The 19,066-nt window shown below is 37.9% G+C and carries 15 protein-coding genes and 1 pseudogene; 14 read left to right on the top strand and 2 right to left on the bottom strand.

Annotation, left to right across the window (positions count from 1 at the left end; translation table 11 throughout):
- Window positions 1–33: 33 nt before the first annotated feature.
- The 7 genes and pseudogenes from M3234_RS14920 to M3234_RS14895 all read left to right on the top strand — a co-directional run bounded on the left by M3234_RS14920 (window position 34) and on the right by M3234_RS14895 (window position 5,408).
- Window positions 34–702, top strand: a complete 669-nt coding sequence (locus M3234_RS14920) for a 4Fe-4S binding protein (RefSeq protein ID WP_262305483.1) — start codon at window positions 34–36, stop codon at window positions 700–702.
- Window positions 703–759: pseudogene (locus M3234_RS29680) on the top strand (4Fe-4S binding protein); the annotation flags it as partial.
- 324 nt (window positions 760–1,083) lie between these two features.
- Window positions 1,084–2,340: a M20/M25/M40 family metallo-hydrolase gene (locus M3234_RS14915; protein WP_262305482.1), complete on the top strand. Its 1,257-nt coding sequence runs from the start codon at window positions 1,084–1,086 to the stop codon at window positions 2,338–2,340.
- A 13-nt stretch (window positions 2,341–2,353) separates the two neighbouring features.
- A complete protein-coding gene (locus tag M3234_RS14910; RefSeq protein WP_262305481.1) occupies window positions 2,354–3,160 on the top strand; it encodes a DUF3100 domain-containing protein in 807 nt (268 codons plus the stop codon).
- Entirely contained in the window at window positions 3,142–3,630 is a 489-nt protein-coding gene (locus M3234_RS14905; RefSeq protein WP_262305480.1) for a hypothetical protein, read from the top strand. The genes M3234_RS14910 and M3234_RS14905 overlap by 19 nt, the downstream gene beginning before the upstream one ends.
- Window positions 3,631–4,059: 429 nt before the next feature.
- Entirely contained in the window at window positions 4,060–4,551 is a 492-nt protein-coding gene (locus tag M3234_RS14900; protein WP_262305479.1) for a GNAT family N-acetyltransferase, read from the top strand.
- A 71-nt stretch (window positions 4,552–4,622) separates the two neighbouring features.
- The gene (locus tag M3234_RS14895; protein ID WP_262305478.1) at window positions 4,623–5,408 is read left to right on the top strand and encodes a CBS domain-containing protein; all 786 of its coding nucleotides are present in this window, start codon (window positions 4,623–4,625) and stop codon (window positions 5,406–5,408) included.
- 817 nt (window positions 5,409–6,225) lie between these two features.
- Here the strand turns inward: M3234_RS14895 and M3234_RS14890 are convergent.
- Window positions 6,226–7,863: a flavin-containing monooxygenase gene (locus M3234_RS14890; protein WP_262305477.1), complete on the bottom strand. Its 1,638-nt coding sequence runs from the start codon at window positions 7,861–7,863 to the stop codon at window positions 6,226–6,228.
- A gap of 538 nt (window positions 7,864–8,401) precedes the next feature.
- Here M3234_RS14890 and M3234_RS14885 point away from each other — a divergent pair.
- The 7 genes from M3234_RS14885 to M3234_RS14855 all read left to right on the top strand — a co-directional run bounded on the left by M3234_RS14885 (window position 8,402) and on the right by M3234_RS14855 (window position 17,888).
- Window positions 8,402–10,342, top strand: a complete 1,941-nt coding sequence (locus M3234_RS14885) for a hydantoinase/oxoprolinase family protein (protein WP_262305476.1) — start codon at window positions 8,402–8,404, stop codon at window positions 10,340–10,342.
- The gene (locus tag M3234_RS14880) at window positions 10,342–10,695 is read left to right on the top strand and encodes an acetone carboxylase subunit gamma (protein WP_262305475.1); all 354 of its coding nucleotides are present in this window, start codon (window positions 10,342–10,344) and stop codon (window positions 10,693–10,695) included. Before M3234_RS14885 ends, M3234_RS14880 begins: the two co-directional genes overlap by 1 nt.
- On the top strand, window positions 10,692–12,884 hold the full coding sequence (locus M3234_RS14875; RefSeq protein WP_262305474.1) for a hydantoinase/oxoprolinase family protein: 2,193 nt from the start codon (window positions 10,692–10,694) through the stop codon (window positions 12,882–12,884). Before M3234_RS14880 ends, M3234_RS14875 begins: the two co-directional genes overlap by 4 nt.
- Entirely contained in the window at window positions 12,881–15,097 is a 2,217-nt protein-coding gene (locus M3234_RS14870) for a hydantoinase B/oxoprolinase family protein (protein WP_262305473.1), read from the top strand. Before M3234_RS14875 ends, M3234_RS14870 begins: the two co-directional genes overlap by 4 nt.
- 34 nt (window positions 15,098–15,131) lie before the next feature.
- On the top strand, window positions 15,132–16,034 hold the full coding sequence (locus tag M3234_RS14865) for a hypothetical protein (protein ID WP_262305472.1): 903 nt from the start codon (window positions 15,132–15,134) through the stop codon (window positions 16,032–16,034).
- Window positions 16,035–16,160: 126 nt separating this feature from the next.
- Window positions 16,161–17,096 (top strand): alpha/beta hydrolase, encoded by a 936-nt coding sequence (locus M3234_RS14860; protein WP_262305471.1) that lies wholly within the window; start codon window positions 16,161–16,163, stop codon window positions 17,094–17,096.
- A gap of 42 nt (window positions 17,097–17,138) precedes the next feature.
- Window positions 17,139–17,888 carry an SDR family NAD(P)-dependent oxidoreductase gene (locus tag M3234_RS14855; RefSeq protein ID WP_262305470.1) on the top strand — a complete coding sequence of 250 codons (750 nt, stop codon included), beginning with the start codon at window positions 17,139–17,141 and terminating at the stop codon, window positions 17,886–17,888.
- A gap of 86 nt (window positions 17,889–17,974) precedes the next feature.
- On the opposite strand, the gene M3234_RS14850 is transcribed toward M3234_RS14855, so the two are convergent.
- Window positions 17,975–18,892: a LysR family transcriptional regulator gene (locus tag M3234_RS14850; RefSeq protein WP_262305469.1), complete on the bottom strand. Its 918-nt coding sequence runs from the start codon at window positions 18,890–18,892 to the stop codon at window positions 17,975–17,977.
- Between the last annotated feature and the right edge of the window lie 174 nt (window positions 18,893–19,066).

The following is a 19,066-nucleotide window of genomic DNA, read 5'->3' as shown; positions in this document are numbered from 1 at the left end:
TGAGCATAACCTTATATCGTGTTGGGGGAACAAATGATGAAAAGACAAAATGTTAGAAAATTGGTCTTAATAAGTTCCATGTTGTTATTTCCAATCACCATATGGTATTTTTCACCAGAGCTGATCATTTTAGGTGCGATCGATGGAGTAGTGACTGGTAGTTTTATTGTATTTATCGCCATGTTAATAAGTTCTATTTTCTTAGGAAGACTATTTTGTGGATATTTGTGTCCAGCGGGTGGAATTCAAGAATGCGGTAGTCTTATTAATGATAAACCACCCTCGCAGGGTTGGAAAAATAATATCAAGTATGTCATTTGGATTTTGTGGATTATTGGTATTGTGTTTTGTTTTCTATTTAGAAAGCACGAATTGACAGTCGATTTTTTCTATATGACTGACCATGGAATATCAATAGCCAATATATACGACTATGTCGTTTATTATGGAGTGGTCTTCCTAATTTTTATTCCTTCTATTATTTTTGGAAAAAGAATCTTTTGCCATTATTTTTGTTGGATGGCACCATTCCTAGTAATTGGGATGAAAATTGGAAATCTCCTCCATATTAAAAGACTGAGGTTACAATCCAATAAAGAGTTATGTATAAACTGTCACATTTGTGATAAGAGTTGCCCTATGAGTCTAAAAGTCTCAGAGAAAGTAAAAAAAGTTCAAATGGATGATCATGAGTGTATCTGATGCGGGACATGTGTTGATAACTGTCCTAAAAACGCTATTTCTTTTAAATTACAATAAACAAACAGGGGTAAAAGTTTAGAAGGCTGCTAATTTGGTGGCTTTTTTCTTTTTTGTACGAGAATACTAGAGCTGTTTATTCTTATAAATCATAGTTGATTAGGTACGTTGGCGGATGAGATAGAACATATAACAGATATTTTATAGTGAATTCCATATTTTTGCGTACAAAAGTTATAAATTAGAAATAATTATTTCCTTTATAGAGTGAAATACGAATAATTATACCTATATTAATAAAAATGTTCGCATTTTGGGTTGACTAGATCGCTTCGTCGCTTTAATATAAGGAAGTGGAAATTGTCGAAAAATAGGAGTGGAATTATGGTATTCAAAGAGCAATACGCAGAAATCCAAGCGATTGCCAGAACGATTTTTGCGAATCCGGAGCTTGGATATAAGGAATATAAAACCAAACAAACGGTCGTTGACTTTTTAAAAAAGGTGAATCCGCAGATTGAATTGGAGGAATTCAGCAAAACGGGCTTGAAGACAAAGTTAACATCAGACAAACCTTTTACGATTGCTTTCATTGCAGAGCTTGACGCTGTTTATGCGCCTTCACATAGGTGGGCGGACAAACAGACTGGTGCGGCCCATAACTGCGGCCATTATACACAGGTAGCCATCGCTCTGGCATTATATAACTATTTCATTCAAACAGAAGCCTATCAACAGTACGATTTTAATCTGGCGTTTATTTTTGTCCCGGCTGAAGAGTATTTGGATTTGGCTTTTCGGGATGAATTGCTGGCGAGGGGCGAAATCTCCTATTATGGTGGCAAGCCGGAAGCAATGAAACTGGGTGTCTTTGATGATATTGACGCTGGCATTTGTGTTCACTCTATGGGCGGCGAATTCCCAGAGCGGACCATAGAAGTCAATTGTGACTTGGCGGGATTCCTATATAAAAAATATACCTTTCATGGGAAAGCGGCTCATGCCGGATTTGATCCATTCTCGGCGAAAAATGCCTATAGCATGTCCACCTTGTTTAATGTGGCGTTGGGACTAAGCCGCCAGCAGCTCAAGGACTCGGAAATGGTTCGCATCAACCCAATCGTGATGGAATCGGATATGACCACCAACGTCATTCCCAATCAAATAACGGTCGGAAGTGATTTGCGTACCCAGTCAGTTGACTATATGAAGGAAGCGGCCATCAAAATGGATGACGCCGCAAAAGGGAGCGCAATAGCTCTGCAAGGGGAGGTATCCATCAAAACGCAGATGGGCTACCTGCCATTTATCCAGGACCGTTACTTGACGGAATTTGTCGTTCAAGCATTTGAGAACAACCAGGAGATCAAGGCAATCAAAAAAGATACCCCAATCAGCGCAGCCGGTGATATTGGTGACCTGTCCTATCTGTTCCCATGCATCCAAATTGGCTATAGCGGATTTACGGGGACCATTCATGGGGACGATTTCATTGACATTGATCCGGAATATATTTTTGAAATATTCCCAAGATTTTTAGTTCGGGTTTTCGATGAAATGAATGGAAACATCAATCAAAATAAGCTGTACAAACGAACTTACGAAGACTATGAAACATTAATACAATCTATCAACGAATAGGGGCATCATAGAAATGAAAAAGAATTTTATTTTATTCCTTATTTTTGCACTTGCCGTTATTACGATTGCTGAATTTATCGGCTTTCAACGGATTCCGCTTGGCCCGATCGCGATTAATTTATTGCCGCTTGTGTTTGCCATTCTGATTACGATGGTACTCGGCATGGCCATTTTTCGAAAAGGGATATTTAAAAAGATTTATAGTGAAAAAAACGTGTCTTTTGCCGGCAAGTACCTTATTTTTATCATGCTGCCGTTGATGGCGAGATATGGGGCTGATGTGGCCCCTAAGCTGCAGGAAATTTTGCAGATTGGCTGGATTTTTTTAATTCAGGAAATAGGTAACTTGGGTACAGTACTTTTGGGACTGCCTGTAGCGATATTCTTGGGTCTAAGGCGTGAAGCAATCGGTGCCACATTAGGATTGGGACGGGAAGGAGAGCTTGCGTACATTTCTGAAAAATATACGCTTGATTCGGACGAAGGCCGCGGTGTTTTATCCTTATACATTATCGGAACGTTATTCGGTGCTGTGTTCTTTAGCATCTTTGCCCCAATCATGCTGCATTTGGGCTTTAGAGTCGAGGCGTTGGCAATGGCTTCAGGAATGGGCTCCGGCAGTATGATGACAGCAGCGTCTTCGTCATTGGCGGCATCGATGCCGGGAATGGAAAGCACGATTATTGCTTATGCATCCGCCAGTCAATTGTTAACGAGCTTCTTAGGAACGTTTACAATGGTATTCCTTGCGGTCCCATTGCAGCAATTGATGTATAAATTAATGGTAAGAGGTGAAAAACCATGGAAAAAAGCAGCTTAAATAAATATGTGAAATTTGGTTTAGTTGTATTCATGAGTGTTGGACTGATTTTGTTTACCCAAGAGATCAAATTGCTAAAAAATCCCGAATCAACGCCAGTTTCATCGATGACCATTTGGGGGCTGCTTGTTCTCTGGCTCTTTTCGATGGTGGGAATCGTGATTTCCGATTTGGCTAAAAAAGTGCCAATCGGATTCATCCAGAATTTCCCTGTATTAGGCTGGGTTTCGATCACCTCTTTGGTAAGTTGCATGCTTTCTGATACGTTCATAAAAGCTATTTCGGCGGTTGATTTCCTATCGATCACCACCCCGATATTGACGTTTGCGGGAATCTCTGTCGTGGACCGGCTGGCTGATTTGCGAAAAACCTCCTGGAAGGTCGCAATCGTCGCCGTATTTGTTTTCATTGGCACCTATGTAGGAAGTGCCTTATTATCACAGATTGGACTAATGGTGACTGGGCATTAATAGTTTACTAAGTTAATATCAATTATAAGAGCAAAGTGACAAAATAAAAGGCAGAAATCCGACTTAGGATTCTGCCTTTTATTCTTTATTAAGTAGATAATATTAGCAGGTTATATACAGAGGATTTACATTATAAAATAGAGTTGTCATTTGAGTATACTGATGGTTAGACTAAATAATTCCTCGCTTAATAAGTTCAGCAATAGCTTGATTCCTATTTGTCGCACCCAATTTTTTAATCACAGATTTTATGTGTTGCTTTATCATGTTTTGCTGCACTTGTTGTAACGTACAAACCAATAATATAGTAGAATATAGTCATAACCAATGACGAAGTAGATTGATATTTCTTATTTGAAGTTTTTACCTATCGAAGGCAAGTACATTTGAGCAGGGAGAAACTATTTAAATTCTGGAGGCAAAGTAGAAATGCTGAATATCCGTAATGTAAAAATCGAAGATCTGCATGAGATTACCATCATAGAGAGTTTATGTTTCCCAGCAGAAGAGGCTGCTACAACAGAAGCGTTTGAAAAACGCATTGCGTTAATACCCGATAGTTTCTTTGTGGCTGAAGTGAATGGTGTAATTGTGGGGTTTGTTAATGGACCTGTTATTGAAACACCTTTTATTACGGATGACTTGTTTCGGGAAATCAAGGATAATCCACTGACCGGCGGACATCAAAGTGTTCTTGGAATAGCAGTTACGCCGCATTTTCAAACACGAGGTGTGGCAGCTGCCTTACTTGCTCATCTGGAAGACTCCGCAAAATCAAAAAACCGTAAGACTATTACACTTACCTGCAAGGAAGACCTAATTGGCTTCTATGAAAAATTTGGATATATCAACATGGGAGTATCAAACTCGGAGCATGGCGGTGTTACTTGGTACAATTTGGTTAAAATGTTATCCCAATAAAAAATATAGCAAATTGAAGGTGTAGAGATTCTTCAACCAGGACAGGAAATCGTGAATGGGAAGTGGTAAAAATGAAATTAGTTGCCATGAGTGGTTACGAGAAACTTAGATATATATATGAGAATAATTTAACTGTAGAATTGCTTGCAGAAAATTTAATTACATGTAGTGTAGATGATCATGCAAGCGATGTAAAAAATACAATGATAAGAAAAGATTATGATATCTTTGGAGTAAGAGAAAAAGACAGGGTAATCGGATTTGTAAAAAGAGATGATTTAAATAGTGATGATCAAAAAATTGAAAACTTTGTTAGAAAATTTAGTGCGGATAATCTGATCTCGGATTCCACTTCTTTGATTGAATTACTTGATATATTTCAAGACAAGGAATTCATTTTTATTCTTGAAAGAAATAGCGTATCTAAAATAGTAACCGTAGCCGATTTACAAAAACAGCCCATCAGAATGCTGGCATTCAGCTTAATTTCATTATTGGAAATGTATTTGATAGCTTTGATTAAACAATATTATCCAAATGAAAGCTGGATCCCTTTGCTTTCAGAATCCAGATTAGATATGGCCAAGAAATTAATGGATACAAGAATGGAAAATAATGAGGCTCTAACATTATTGGATAATACTCAGCTTGGCGATAAAGGTACCATTGTACAAAAAACACTAGAGATGGTTGATAAATTAGGATTTGAATCCAAAAGTCAATGTAGAGATTTTTTTAAAAAGATTGAAAAACTGAGAAATAATACAGCACATTCACAACAAAAAATTTACCATGATAATAATGAGTTTATTGCTCTTATTTTGCAAATTGAAAGAGTCATTAAAAATAGTATTTAAGTGATTTGAAAAACTATAGGAATTTGTAGTTGCAGAAACACATCCCAAACTGCCTTTATGTGTTGAGGAGGCTAAGACAAAAGTAAATGATCTGTAACCTTTTTTAAGCGATGCTACCATAATAGTTTTCCGTTACGATAAGAACTAACAGATTACCACTTAACTTTTGATTTCGAAGAGCTTTATCTACCATTTAAAGTGTCTTTAATTGGAAAAAAACTCACAAACAATTTTTTAACAAAGTTTGTGAGTTTTTGCTTTTAAGAGAACGCTATTAGATAATGTTGTGTAACCGATATCCTATTTGCGATCGCAGATAACTTTGGAATAATCGGATACAACAATCGTGATGAATGTGCAGCATCACGATAGATTTTGTGTGTTGTATCGCGTCCACTTGGCAGGTGATAGCTGTCGGGCGGGAGCAGCATTGTTGAGCGACTCGTTACAAGCAAGCTCGGGTTCAAGTCTAAGCACAGCTTTGAACATGATTGGAAACGGGTAGACCTAAATCGTGTACTCGGCAATATCACCTGGAGGGTCTGGGACTGATGTGAATGTAGATCCTACGGCTTCCCAGGTTTCGATTTGGAGCCGTCTAGTTCGCGATGTAATGCTTTCAGATAGTCTGAAGTGACAAATTTACGTTTTCCATTTGGATTGACGTCTTTTTCCCATCTACGAAATTACACGAGGTCATTATACTCGTCTAATTTCGGACAGGTAGTACCGTCAACTTCCGGAAAACTTAGGATGTTAAAAACAATGAGGGTATCATGACAAGCGAGTTATTTTAAGTTATTTTATATGAAAGGTTCTAATTCTGTTCAAGTGGCACTCCGACAAAAATAAAGCCTTCATAATTTTTTATGGCTATTTCATCACATATTTCCCGATATGTTCCATATCCACCTGCATAAATTGGAAATCGTTTCGGTTTCCCTTCAATGTTAGCGCCCGTATACCAGGAGTCTGTTTTCACATAAAGAGTGTTTTGAGCTACCTCTTGGCAATGCCTGCTCCATTTTTCTTCAGCTTCCTTTGATGCTTCAATGGTTTCGATCCTATTTGCTTTAAGATATTCTAAGCAATTTGCAATCCAATCTACATGCTGTTCAATTGCAACGGGGACATTTCCTAACACAGAAGGGCTTTCTGGTCCAGTGATCATGAAGAAATTTGGGAATCCTGCATTTGCTATTCCTAGATATGTTCTCGTCTGCGAACCATTTTCCCATTTTTCCTTCAATGAAACACCATCTTTCCCTCGGATATCCATTCTCAACAAAGGACCAGTCATGCCATCAAATCCAGTTGCGAAAATGAGGATGTCAAGATCGTATTCTTCATCTGTTGTTCTTAACCCCTTTGGTGTCACTTCTATGATTGGAGCCTTTTTTACATCTACTAATGTCACATTATCTCGATTGTAAGTTTCATAGTAATCTGTATCCAGTACAATTCTTTTTGCTGCAATAGGATAAGTAGGGCTTAATTTTTCTGCAATAACAGGGTCTTTCACTATTTCCTGAATTTTTTTTTTGACAAAATTTGCGCAAGTTTCATTTGCAGCTTCATTAGTGAGTATGTTGTTAAAGGCTAACTGTACAACACCCACACCACCCATTTGCCATAATTCCTCGTATTTTTTTTCCCTTTCTTCATGTGTAACTTCTTGGGTTGATAGCGTTGTTGCGTTCAGAGAGTAACCATTTCTAGACGCACGTGCATCTTTCCTAATTTCCTGGAAGCGTTCTTTAATGTTTTGAACATATTCTGGGTCAAGTGGCTGGTTTCTAGCTGGTAAACTGTATTGTGGTGTGCGTTGAAAAACGGTAAGATGCGCAGCTTTTTTCGCTATTACAGGAATCGCCTGGATCCCGCTTGATCCGGTTCCAATAATACCTACTTTCTTATTCTTGAAATTTACATCTTTATGTGGCCAGTGAGCAGTGTGATACCATTCTCCTTTAAATGAATCTAGTCCCGTAAATTTCGGGATATGAGAGGCAGAAATGCAACCAACCCCTGTAATGAAGTATTTCGCTGTTAAGCTGTTTCCTTTGTCTGTTTTAATGTTCCATTGCTTGTTTGCTTCATCATAATGTGCAGAAGTAATTTTTGTTTCGAATTGAATATCCCTGCGTAAATCTAGGGTATCTGCTACGTAATTTAAGTAGTTTAATATTTCTGTTTGATCAGGATATTTATGTGTCCATGTCCATCCTTTATAAAGTTCTTCTGAGAACATATAATTATAGTAAATACTTTCAACATCACAACGTGCTCCGGGATACCGGTTCCAATACCAAACGCCGCCTACGCCGGCACCCGATTCAAAAACCCGAGTTGAAAATCCAGCCTCCCGTAGTCGATGAAGCATATACATGCCCGCAAATCCTGCTCCAACAACGACTGCGTCAAAATTAGAAAGTTTCACATGCGTTTCATTCATTTACATTACCTCCCTAGAATTAATTTTATAGACTAAATACTTTAGGTACTTTAGATATTAGGATCCAATTCGTTGTCCTGTTCATGGTGTATAAATAATCAGGAAATTCTTACAATTTAATGTTATTATTGATTATCACGATTGTAAAATAAGTATATGTTTATCTAATCTTTTAGAAAAATTGATAGATAATCGATTTTAAATCCAAAGAAACTAAAAGATGATTTCTTTTAAAAAAGCCTTAATATATTAACTTTATGCAAATGCACCACAAATTTTAATTAATGGAATTAATGGAATAAATGAAGTTATATTAATTTTACTAGCTGTATTTTATGAAATATAATGAATATTGAAAAAAAGAATGTGAATATATGTAAGGGCTTACATATTCCTCCTTGGATTTAATGATAGGTAAAATCACTACATATTCACATTTTAATGAGGTGATGCTTAATTTCTGCTTAATAGTGGCTATTTTTGGCATTGAGTCTAAAAAAGATCAAATTGAGAAATATTTTACGAGGTGATTATAAAAATGAGCCAGTTAATTACGATTGATAATGGAGGCACGTTTACTGATATTTGTTTAATCAAAAACGAACGTATCATTGGATCTAAAGTTTTTACAACGCCTTATGATTTGACTAAGTGTTTTATTGATGTATTAAAGCAAGGTTCAAAAGAATTGTACGGAGAGGAAAATCTGCAAAAGCTATTTTCGGAAACAGAATATATTCGTTATTCTACAACAGCTGGAACGAATGCCATTGTTCAGAAAAAAGGTCCTCGCCTTGGCTTAATCGTAAGTGAAGAAATAGACATAATCAGCATCGCTGAAAATAGGGAAGAGCAAGATATGTTCGCTGCGATGGTAAATAACCGCTATGTCCATGTAAATCCAATACAAGAGGAAAGCATATTGGAAAAGAGTGTAGTGCAAGCAGTAAATGAACTCCTATCCCTCGGTGCAAATCGGTTAGTGGTTAGTATGAGCGGACAGGATCTAATTGCAGCCGAACGCAAAATTCGAAAGATCATTTTACAAAAGTACCCTCGACATCTGTTAGGAGCAATTCCTGTTTTATTTTCCCACGAAATGACAGAAGATCAAAATGATAAAAGAAGAACTTGGAGTGCCTTAACCAACTCATTTCTACATCCGTCCATGGAACAATTCCTCTATAACGCAGAAAATGTCTTGCGAAATGCAAGAGCAAAAAATCCTTTGTTAATTTTTCATAATGATGGAAATTCAACTAGAGTGGCAAAGACCACAGCGATTAAAACATATGGTTCTGGCCCACGTGGAGGGATGGAGGGTGCGAAGGTAATGGCCCAGCAATACCAAATCCCAGCAGTGTTAGCACTTGATATCGGTGGAACGACATCTGACGTGTCCTTAATACAAGCTGAAAAAGTCAAAGAGGAAATTTATGGGAAAATTGAAGGAATTAAAACATCCTATCGCCTTGGGGATTTATTAAGTATTGGTGCAGGAGGAAGCTCCATTTTTAAGGTTCAAGAAAAGCAAGTGGTTGTTGGCCCAGAAAGTGTAGGTGCATTTCCAGGACCGGCTTGTTTTGGTCGAGGAGGAAAAGAAGCCACGATTACGGATGCAAATCTTTTAATGGGTATATTTAACCCCAACTCCTATTTTGGAGGGAAAATGATGCTTGACGAAGCGAGAGCGAGTGCAGCAATAGATGAAAAGATCGCGAATCGACTTGGAGTTAGTTTAGAGCAAGCTTTGCTAGAGATGGAAAAAGCATATAACCAAAAAATCGCTAGTGGTCTTCAAATTTATCAAAAGGAAACAAAACAAGTTACACTTTTGGCGTTTGGAGGCGCCGGTCCGATGAGTGCTTGTGGAATTGCTGAGGAAGCAGGAATTGAAGAAGTCATTGTGCCTCAGAAGGCTGCTGTTTTCAGTGCTTTCGGTATTAGTTTTAGTGATATTGCACATGAATATCAAATTCCTTTTCTTCATTTTACCGAGGGTGAAGTAAAAGAAATAATCGAAGATTTAATGACAAAAGCGAAACGTGATATGTTTGCAGAGGGATTTGAACTCTCTCAATGTCAAATTGAAACGAGTATAGGCATTATTAAAAACGAGTCCTTACAATTACATCCTCTTTCATTGATAAAGGAAGATATTGATATAATCAATAATGCCGATGAAGCTCATATCCATTTAAAAGTGGTTAAGCCAATCGACCATTATGCATTCGTAAATGAAAACAAAAATGCGGACATTAAGCTCGTTCCAATACGCGAGCAGCGTATCCTGCAATCAAACAATGATTGGAGAAATGTCCCTGTTTACCAATTTGAGGATATCAGCCCAGGATCAAGCGGTGTAGGGCCTGCGCTAATCGAGGATTCATTATTTACTTGTCGAGTTCTAGAAGGTTGGTCATTCTTAGTAAATGAAAATAAGGATATTTTCTTACGGAATGAAAGGAGAAAGAAATAATGAAGGTAAAAATGACAGAATATTTAGAAATTGAACTAAATAAAGATATATGGTGTTGCAGGAAATGTAACTACGAGATTGGTTCAGCACACAAGAGTTATAAGGAAGGATTACTAGTGTATGTACGTGATCCTCGCGAAATTCATCGGCCCATTTTAGATCCTAAACTTTATGAATTTACATTTTCCCCAGACCATACTTGGGTTCAAATTGTTGAATATTATTGCCCGGGATGCGCGACCATGATGGAAGTGGAATATTTGCCGCCGGGACATCCACCTACTTATGATATGGAGTTTGATATTCATTCTTTAAAAGAACGGTATATGGTTAAGGAAAGGGGTCGAATATGATGAAGAGAATAAGTGTAGATATTGGAGGAACCTTCACAGATTGTTTTCTTGCTTGGGAAGACCAATATTTGGAAACTAAAGCGTTGACTACCCACCATAACCTTTCACTTGGATTCATGGATGCCCTTAAACAAGGGTGTGATAAATTAGGTTTGGGGGTACGAACTGTACTTTCACAAGTGAGCTCAGTACGCTATGCTACTACTCTTGGAACCAATACACTGATTGAACGAAATGGTCCCAGTGTTGGACTCTTAACGACAGCAGGATATGAATCATCCGTTCCACTTAGTCGTGGCCGCGGCTATGGAGAAGGACTAACACCAACAGAACAGGCAAACCTGCCTTCTGCAAAACGTCCTGAACCCATTGTACCGATGCGTATGATTGCAGGTGTACGAGAGAGGATTGATTATAAAGGAGAGGTCTTACTGCCACTCGATGAGGAGGATGTTCGAAAACAAGTTCGACTTCTAATTAATCGAGGGGCACAAGTTCTTGTGGTTTCCTTGATGAATTCTGTTGCGAATCCTATTCATGAGAAACGGATCGAAGAGATTATCATTGAGGAATATCCTTCAAATATGCTTGGTGCAATCCCAGTGATTTTGTCTCATCTTGTAGTGAATCGTAAAGGTGAGTATGTTCGTACAACCGCAACCATTTTGGATGCTTACTTGCATGGACAAATGTTTCATGCGCTAAGTACATTGGAATTGGCATTAAAGGAAAATGGCTACACCAAACCTATGCAGGTAGTGCATAACAGCGGCGGGATGGCCCAATTAAATTCAACCCATTCACTTCAAACCATTAATTCTGGTCCTATTGCCGGAATCGATGCAGCTGAAGTGATAGCTGAACAATTTAAATTAAACAAATTAATTTGTATGGACATTGGTGGAACGAGCTGTGATATCGGATTGGTTGTAAAAGATGGTACCCGTTTTTACGATTTTAACCCTGTTATTGATCGTTGGTTAGTAAATATTCCGATGGTTAATTTGAAAATTATTGGTGCAGGGGGCGGCTCGATTGCACGATTAGATAAAATCTTTAATACGATTGAAGTTGGGCCTAATAGTGCTGGCTCTGATCCGGGTCCTGCTTGTTACGACAGAGGAGGATTGGAGCCAACTGTAACGGATGCAGATCTTCTATTGGGATACCTTGATCCAGATCATTACGCAGGTGGTACTATCAAACTGAATAAAAAAAGGTCAGAACTCGTTGTTTCAGACAATATTAGTGAAGAAATGGATATTTCCATAATTGATGCCGCAAAACAAATTAAAGAAAAAGTTGATAGCAATATGGCTGATGCCATTTCGACCGAATTACGTGTAAAAGGATATGATCCAAAAAGCTTTACTCTTTTAGCTTATGGTGGAAACGGTACACTTCATTGCTGTGGAATTGCCGACCAACTGGACATTAATCAAATTTTAGTCCCTCCCTTCAGCCCCATTTTCTCCGCATTGGGGGCGGGAATGATGAGTCAGCTCCATATTCACGAAAAAAATGTCTACATTAATATTTATGATGTCAACAAACGGAGCTTATTCCAAGACTATGAATCTATCAATGCGATTGTTGAAGAATTAGAAAGTAAAGGGAGAGAGGATTTGCTTCGTCAGGGTGTTGAAGAACGGGATATTCAATTTCGTTTGGAACTTGATATGCGGTATGGGAATCAGGTCATTGAAAGCTCTGTTATATGTCCAATCTCGCGGTTAAAGAATATCGATGATGTCTTCCAAATCATTTCTACATTCAGAGAAAACTTTAGAGCCCGTTTTGGTGAAGGAAGTGAAATGCCTGAGGCTGGGATTCGGGTAAGTGTCATTCGCGTCATATCTTACGTACAACATGAACCGATTTATTTTAACAAAGAAATTACAGAAAAAAGAGAACAACCTGTCCCTGTAAGGGAGCAATTCTGCTATTTTATCGATGTTGAAAAGCCTATTTTGACGCCGGTCTATGATATTAACAGGATTTCCGAGGGAACTATAATCCAGGGTCCAGCATTGATTGATTCATCGAATACTACCTACCTTATTGAACCAGGCTGGGTGCTCAAAATGGGTATACAGGGATCTGCGCTGATTACTAGATCAAACCGTAAAGGTCAAGATAAGCTTCTGTATAGAGAAAAATACTTTTCTAAAGGAGTGACTCAGGGATGACACAAACGAATCGTGAACAAGAATTAGTGGAAAAGTTCTTACAGGATAATGCATACTTTCGGGGGCCGGATAGGGAAATTATTGAGAATCATGGACTAGAACCTATTACTGATCGGGAGAAAAAGGCTATTGCTAACACTTCTGACGAAAAGATGAGCATCATCCGTAGTCGTATTCAAGCGGTTGCCACTGAGGCAACAGAAATGATTATGCAGCTTGGATCTGCACCAGGAGCAAAATGGGGTGATCTAACGGCAAGCTTCTATACAGCAAGTGGAGATATGACCTTAGGAAGTACGAAAGGGATTACCGCATTTGCAACATCGAGTCAGTATGCATTAAAGTACACGATCAAGTATTGGGGAAAGGACCCTAATGTAGGTATCAGACCTGGCGATGCCTTCATGCATAATGATGCCAGATATGGCGGTGTCCATAACGCCGATCAAAGTGTTTTTATCCCGATTTTTCATAAGGGCGAATTGGTTGCATGGGGATGTTGTATCATTCATGAAGGAGAAAATGGGGCTGTGGAACCGGGTGGAATGCCTGTAATAGCTGAATCTAAATTTATGGAAGGGTTAGCTATTTCCCCAATTAAAATCGCTGAGAAATATAATTTAAGAAATGATATTGTTACATTTTTGCAAAATTCTACCCGAGAACCGAAGCTGATGCTTCAAGATATTAAAACAAAACTATCAGCATGTATACGTATGCAAAAAAGAATGGAAGAAATTATTGAAGAGTTCGGAGTCGATGCAGTCATTGCCACGTTGCGAAAAACATTAGATGATACAGATCAGGAGGTTCGCAGGAGGATATCGGAATGGCAGGATGGAACCGTAAGAACTTTCTTCGTTCTAGACAACACAGGCCGGGAAAATATCATGATCAAAGTGAATCTTGAGGTTGAAAAAAAGGGAGATACGCTCTCCATTGACTTTAGCGGTTCAAGCCCTGAATTCCTGAACCGAGCAGTGAACGTTAATCTGTCTGTCATGCACGGTATGATTGCAGTCGGCTTCTTATATTATGTTTGGCCAGATTTACCACGCAACCAGGCTGTTATTAATTCATTTAAAATAAAAGCGCATTCGAAGTCAGTGGTCAATGGTTCAGATGATGTACCTGTTGCACTCGCTATTTCAATTGCCGAATCCATGGTCTCAGTATTACAGCAAATTTTTGGGAAATTCTTATATAGTGCAGAGCGGCGCTATACGAGGATTATATCACCAGTTTATAGTTCTGTTGACGGTTTCGGCTATGGAGGGGTTACACAACATGGGGAAATAGTCGGCAATATTTCGGCAGATATTAATGGTATGCCAAGCGGAGCAAGGGAAGATATGGATGGTGAACACTCCATTTATTTAACCTCAGCCGCAATGGCAGATCAGGGAGAACAAGAATTGTTTGAAGAAGAATTACCGTGGATTCATTTATCTCGCAGAATTTTCAAGGATAATCAAGGATTTGGTAAATATCGCGGCGGAAGCGGGTTTCAACAAATAGTTTCAGTTAAGGGAAGTCCGTTCTGGGGATTGCAGTCAGTGACCCCTGCTTCAAGAGTTCCAATGGTTAGTGGTCTATTTGGGGGGTATGGCTGCCCGGTGTATCCACTAGCCAGGGTAAAGGGAGTGAATGTGTTTAAGATCATGCAAGAGCATCCTGAGTTGTTTGAATATTCAATCGATGAAATAATGAATACTAAGCCTTTTGAAGGAGGAACTTATAATACTCGTCAAAAGGGGATGGCATTTGAACAAATGCAAGAAGGAGAACTCTACATGCAGACACAGGGAGCAGGAGGGGGATACGGAGATGTTCTTGATCGGGATCCTAATATGGTCATTAAGGATTTAGAAGATCAAATTATCTCCGATTATGTTTCCCAAAATATTTATCATGTAGTCTACGATCCTGAAACACTAGTCATAGATGTAGAAGCCACGATAAAGAAAAGGCAGCAAGAAAGAGAAGCGCGGAAAAAACGAGGGGTTCCATATCAAGAATTTATTGAGAGATGGGTGACAGAAAGACCTCCTGGACATCTCCCTTGGTATGGAAGCTGGGGAAACAACAAAAACGTTTATGCTGGTTCCCCTGACAATGTCATGCAAGTTGATCATCTTCAGCCAGTCACTCTTCCTGATCCAAAGGACGTTCGAATTGCTGAACTAGAAAGACTGCTTGCTGAGCGGAATTAAAAAGTTTTATGCATAAGTGAAAGGGGAGTTACGATTGCATTCATCATCAAAGTTATGTCTTACTCCCCCTGTTAAGGGGGAGAGTAAGGTTTGGTTAAACTATATTGCTTATGCACAACGAATATTAGGAGAGACTGATGATGATATTTGGAGTCATCCCTCACAGTTTCTTGCTTTGTATAGCAAAGCACAGCAATTATTGAATTCGGATGTATTAAGTATCCCTATTATTGACTTTTATAAGATTTATCTCAAGAACAACCCAGAGATTATCTATCAATGGGAAGGGAAGAAAACGACTTTCGCTTTAAGAAAGATTCTTAATTTAGAAGCCCCACGTATAAATCTGATAGAAGTATTGGAAGGGATCAAAAATCTATATGGAGATCATTATCCAATTACAATAGCCGTTCCGTCCCCACATCACTGGCTATACTGGTTAAAGGAAGTGCAAAATTTTGATGGGGACCTACAAGTAAGAGAAAGTGAACTCGATGGCGCTTCGATGTATGTAGCCGATTATTTACGTAATTTTTCAAAATCGGGAATAGCAGGAATTGTTCTTGATGAATCTGTTCCTTTTACCAATCAAGAAATAAAAATAAGTGAATTATATCAATCAATCTTTAACAGTGCCTCCCATTACCAATGGGCATTAGGGATTCTGTTAAAAGATGACACTACAAGAGAAAAATTTGAAGAAGAAATTCTATTGATTAAAGAAAAAATAGACTTTTTCCTGTTTGATGGAAAATCGAACTACACTTCTAAAGTAATCAAAGAAGGTGAAGTTGTTCATTTCAGCGGAATAGATCAAGAGGCTGGGCTGGAGAAATCGAACTTACTTACTCCAGTAAGAGGCTGGGTTTATGGGACAGTTCAAGAAAATGCAAATCCCGAATTAGTATTACAGTGGTTAGGAGAATTTCGATCCTAATAGATTTAGAATTACTCATAATACAAGAATAAATATTAGAGAAATTTGAGTGAATCCTATTTGAAAGAAGGGGCTCTGTACATTGCAGGCCCTGTTTTTAATAAGAACGAAGGGAGGTTGGTAGGGGTGAACCACTTAAATCCACAGGTAAAGAAATATTTAGATGCATTTTATCAAATGCCAAGCATTCATAGGATGGATCCCAATAAAGCAAGAACTATGTTAGCGCAATTTCCTCGCTCGAATGAAAATTTGGATCAGCTTACAAAAGTGGAGGATTGCTTAGTTTCGGTAGGTGAAAATGAAGAAATCAAATTAAGGATATATACCCCTAAGGGTAAAGGTGTATTTCCGATTTTTGTTTATTACCATGGAGGTGGTTGGGTCCTCGGAGATTTAGAATCGGCAGATCCTGTTTGTCGAATGATTGCTTCCAGAATAGGAGTTCTTGTTGTTTCAGTCGATTATCGGCTTGCTCCTCAGTATCCATTCCCTATTCCTGCAGAGGATTCCTACAAGGCATTGCAATGGGTTAAGGAGAATGGAACCGCTATAAATGGTGATATTAATAGAATAGTAGTTGGAGGAGATAGCGCAGGAGGAAACCTAGCTGCAGCAGTTTCAATGATGGCAAGTGATCGAAATGGTCCCCACATAGCTGCACAAGTCCTTGTCTATCCGGTAACAAGCTTTTGTTTTAATACTAAATCTTATCACGAATTTGCAAATGGTTTTGGTCTTGAGCGTGATTTGATGATTTGGTTTAGCAAGCACTATCTTAGGAATGAGGAGGACAAGAAGAACAGCTATGCAAATCTTTTAGCTGCCAATGATTTAAGTATGCTACCTTCGTCTTTAATTATTACCGCAGAAAAGGATGTCCTCCGGGATGAGGGAAAAGAATTTTCAGAAAGGCTCGATAAAGTTGGAGTTCGAGTTGATTATATATGTGTACCAGAAATGATCCACGGATATTTTACAAATTTTGCGTTTTTCTCTGAGCAAATTGAAAATTCATTAAGTTATATTGGAAGTTTTTTAGAGGATCTTGAACTCATATAAAAATTTTTCATTAACATTTATTTTAGTGAGGAGGTAGTTACATTGCCTGCACCAATAAGTGGTAAAACAAATTTAACTAACCAAGTTGCTATCGTTACAGGGGCTGGTAGGGGAATTGGCAGGTCAGTAGCAGTAGCTTTAGCGCGTGAGGGAGCAAATGTTGTTGTGTGTGATGTGCTTTCTCTTGTGGAAACAATACAAACTATTAATGCACAAACTAACAGTAAAGTAGTTGGTATAAAGTGTGATGTAACAAAAAAAGAAGAAATTGAAAATATGGTGCAAATAACCGAAAAAACATTTGGTCAAATAGATATCTTAGTGACATGTGCTGGGATCCTTAAAGCGACAAAAGCTGAAGACCTTTCATCTGAGGAGTGGGATCAAGTGTTAAATGTTGATTTAAAAGGTACATTTCTATGCTGCCAAGCGGTTTATACAAAAATGAAAGAGAAATCTTATGGGAAGATCGTAATGATAGGTTCAATTGCTGCAAAAATAGGAGGGATTTCTTTATCGGGTCCGCATTACATTGCCGCTAAAGGTGGAATTCATTCCATGATTAAGTGGTTTGCTAAAGATGGGGCACCATTTAACGTATATACGAATGCAGTGGCCCCAGGACCTGTTCGAACAGAGATGATTAAAGAAGGAAGTTATCCAGAGCTCCCATTACAGCGAATGGGTGAACCGGAAGATATTGCAGAAGCCGTTGTTTTTCTATCTTCACAAGCATCCAACTGGATTACCGGTACGGTACTTGATGTAAACGGCGGGATGTATATGGGATAAGTTGTTAATATTAACATTAATAATGCAGTCACACAATTCGTGGGGTGACTGCATTTCATGTCTCAAAATTATCATTCAACTAGTACTCATGAGTAAGAAGGTGCTTTATTTATAATGAATGGATTTAAATATTCGATTAATTCTGATGCATAGTCCGTTAGTCCTCTTTTTTTACTATAAATCCATCCATAATCAATATTAGCTTTGCTAAAGTTTAATAACGTAAGAGGAATTATATCTCCTCTTCTTACATCGGGATCATTTTTTGCAAACACATCAGTAAATAGGCTGAAGGCATCTCCATCCATCACTGTTTTTTTAATTACTTCATAATTATTCGTACGAAATAAAATATTTAATGGGCCGTACTTTTGTTCAAAAACTTTTGCAAATCTATTAAACGCGTCGCTATTATATAACACAATAGACTGATTCTTTAAATCTTCGTGTGTGATTGTTTTTCTAGATGCAAATGGCGAGTGCTTCCCTACGCAGACCTTAACCATTGTTTTGAATAATTGCTGAAATGCTAATTCCTTATCGATTTGCCACTTGTTTCTATAGAAACCAATTAACCCGAGATCAATCTCGTTATCCATCACTTCTTGAATAATTTGTTTTGAAATATTCTCGTAAACGACAATATTGACATGCGGATAATCACTTTTAAAAGAAGCAATCGCTTCCTGAATATTAACAATAAAACCAGGAGTTAACGAAATTTTTATTTCGACCGGAGTGTTAGCGTGTTTGGACTGACTGAAACTTTTTAGATCTTCAATTTGATTTAATATTTCTTGTGCTTTTTGAATAATTATTTTTCCATCTTCAGTTGGGAAAACACCGGAACGTGATCGATCAAAAATCTTAACACCGAGTTCTTCTTCAAGACTTGTTAACGACTGACTAATTCCTGATTGTGAAACATGTAAAATATTTGATGCTTTTGAAATGTTGTTGACTTTTGCTATTTCGACTATAAATTCTAATTGAACAAGATTCATTTTTCCCCTCCAATCAAGATTTACTATAAGTTTATTTAATGAAATTGTTGAATATATATTTATTTTACTAAAAATTGATTTAAGAATACAATTAAAATACAGAATATTATAATAATTATGATATTTAACTATCTAAATCTCTAATCAACTTTCGGGAGAGTATTAGATAGTAGA

It is taken from the genome of Neobacillus niacini, assembly GCF_023715785.1.
GTDB lineage: Bacteria > Bacillota > Bacilli > Bacillales > Cytobacillaceae > Neobacillus > Neobacillus niacini_E.
The sequence above is the reverse complement of the archived record's forward strand: the minus strand, read 5'-3'. Positions and strand labels throughout refer to the sequence as shown.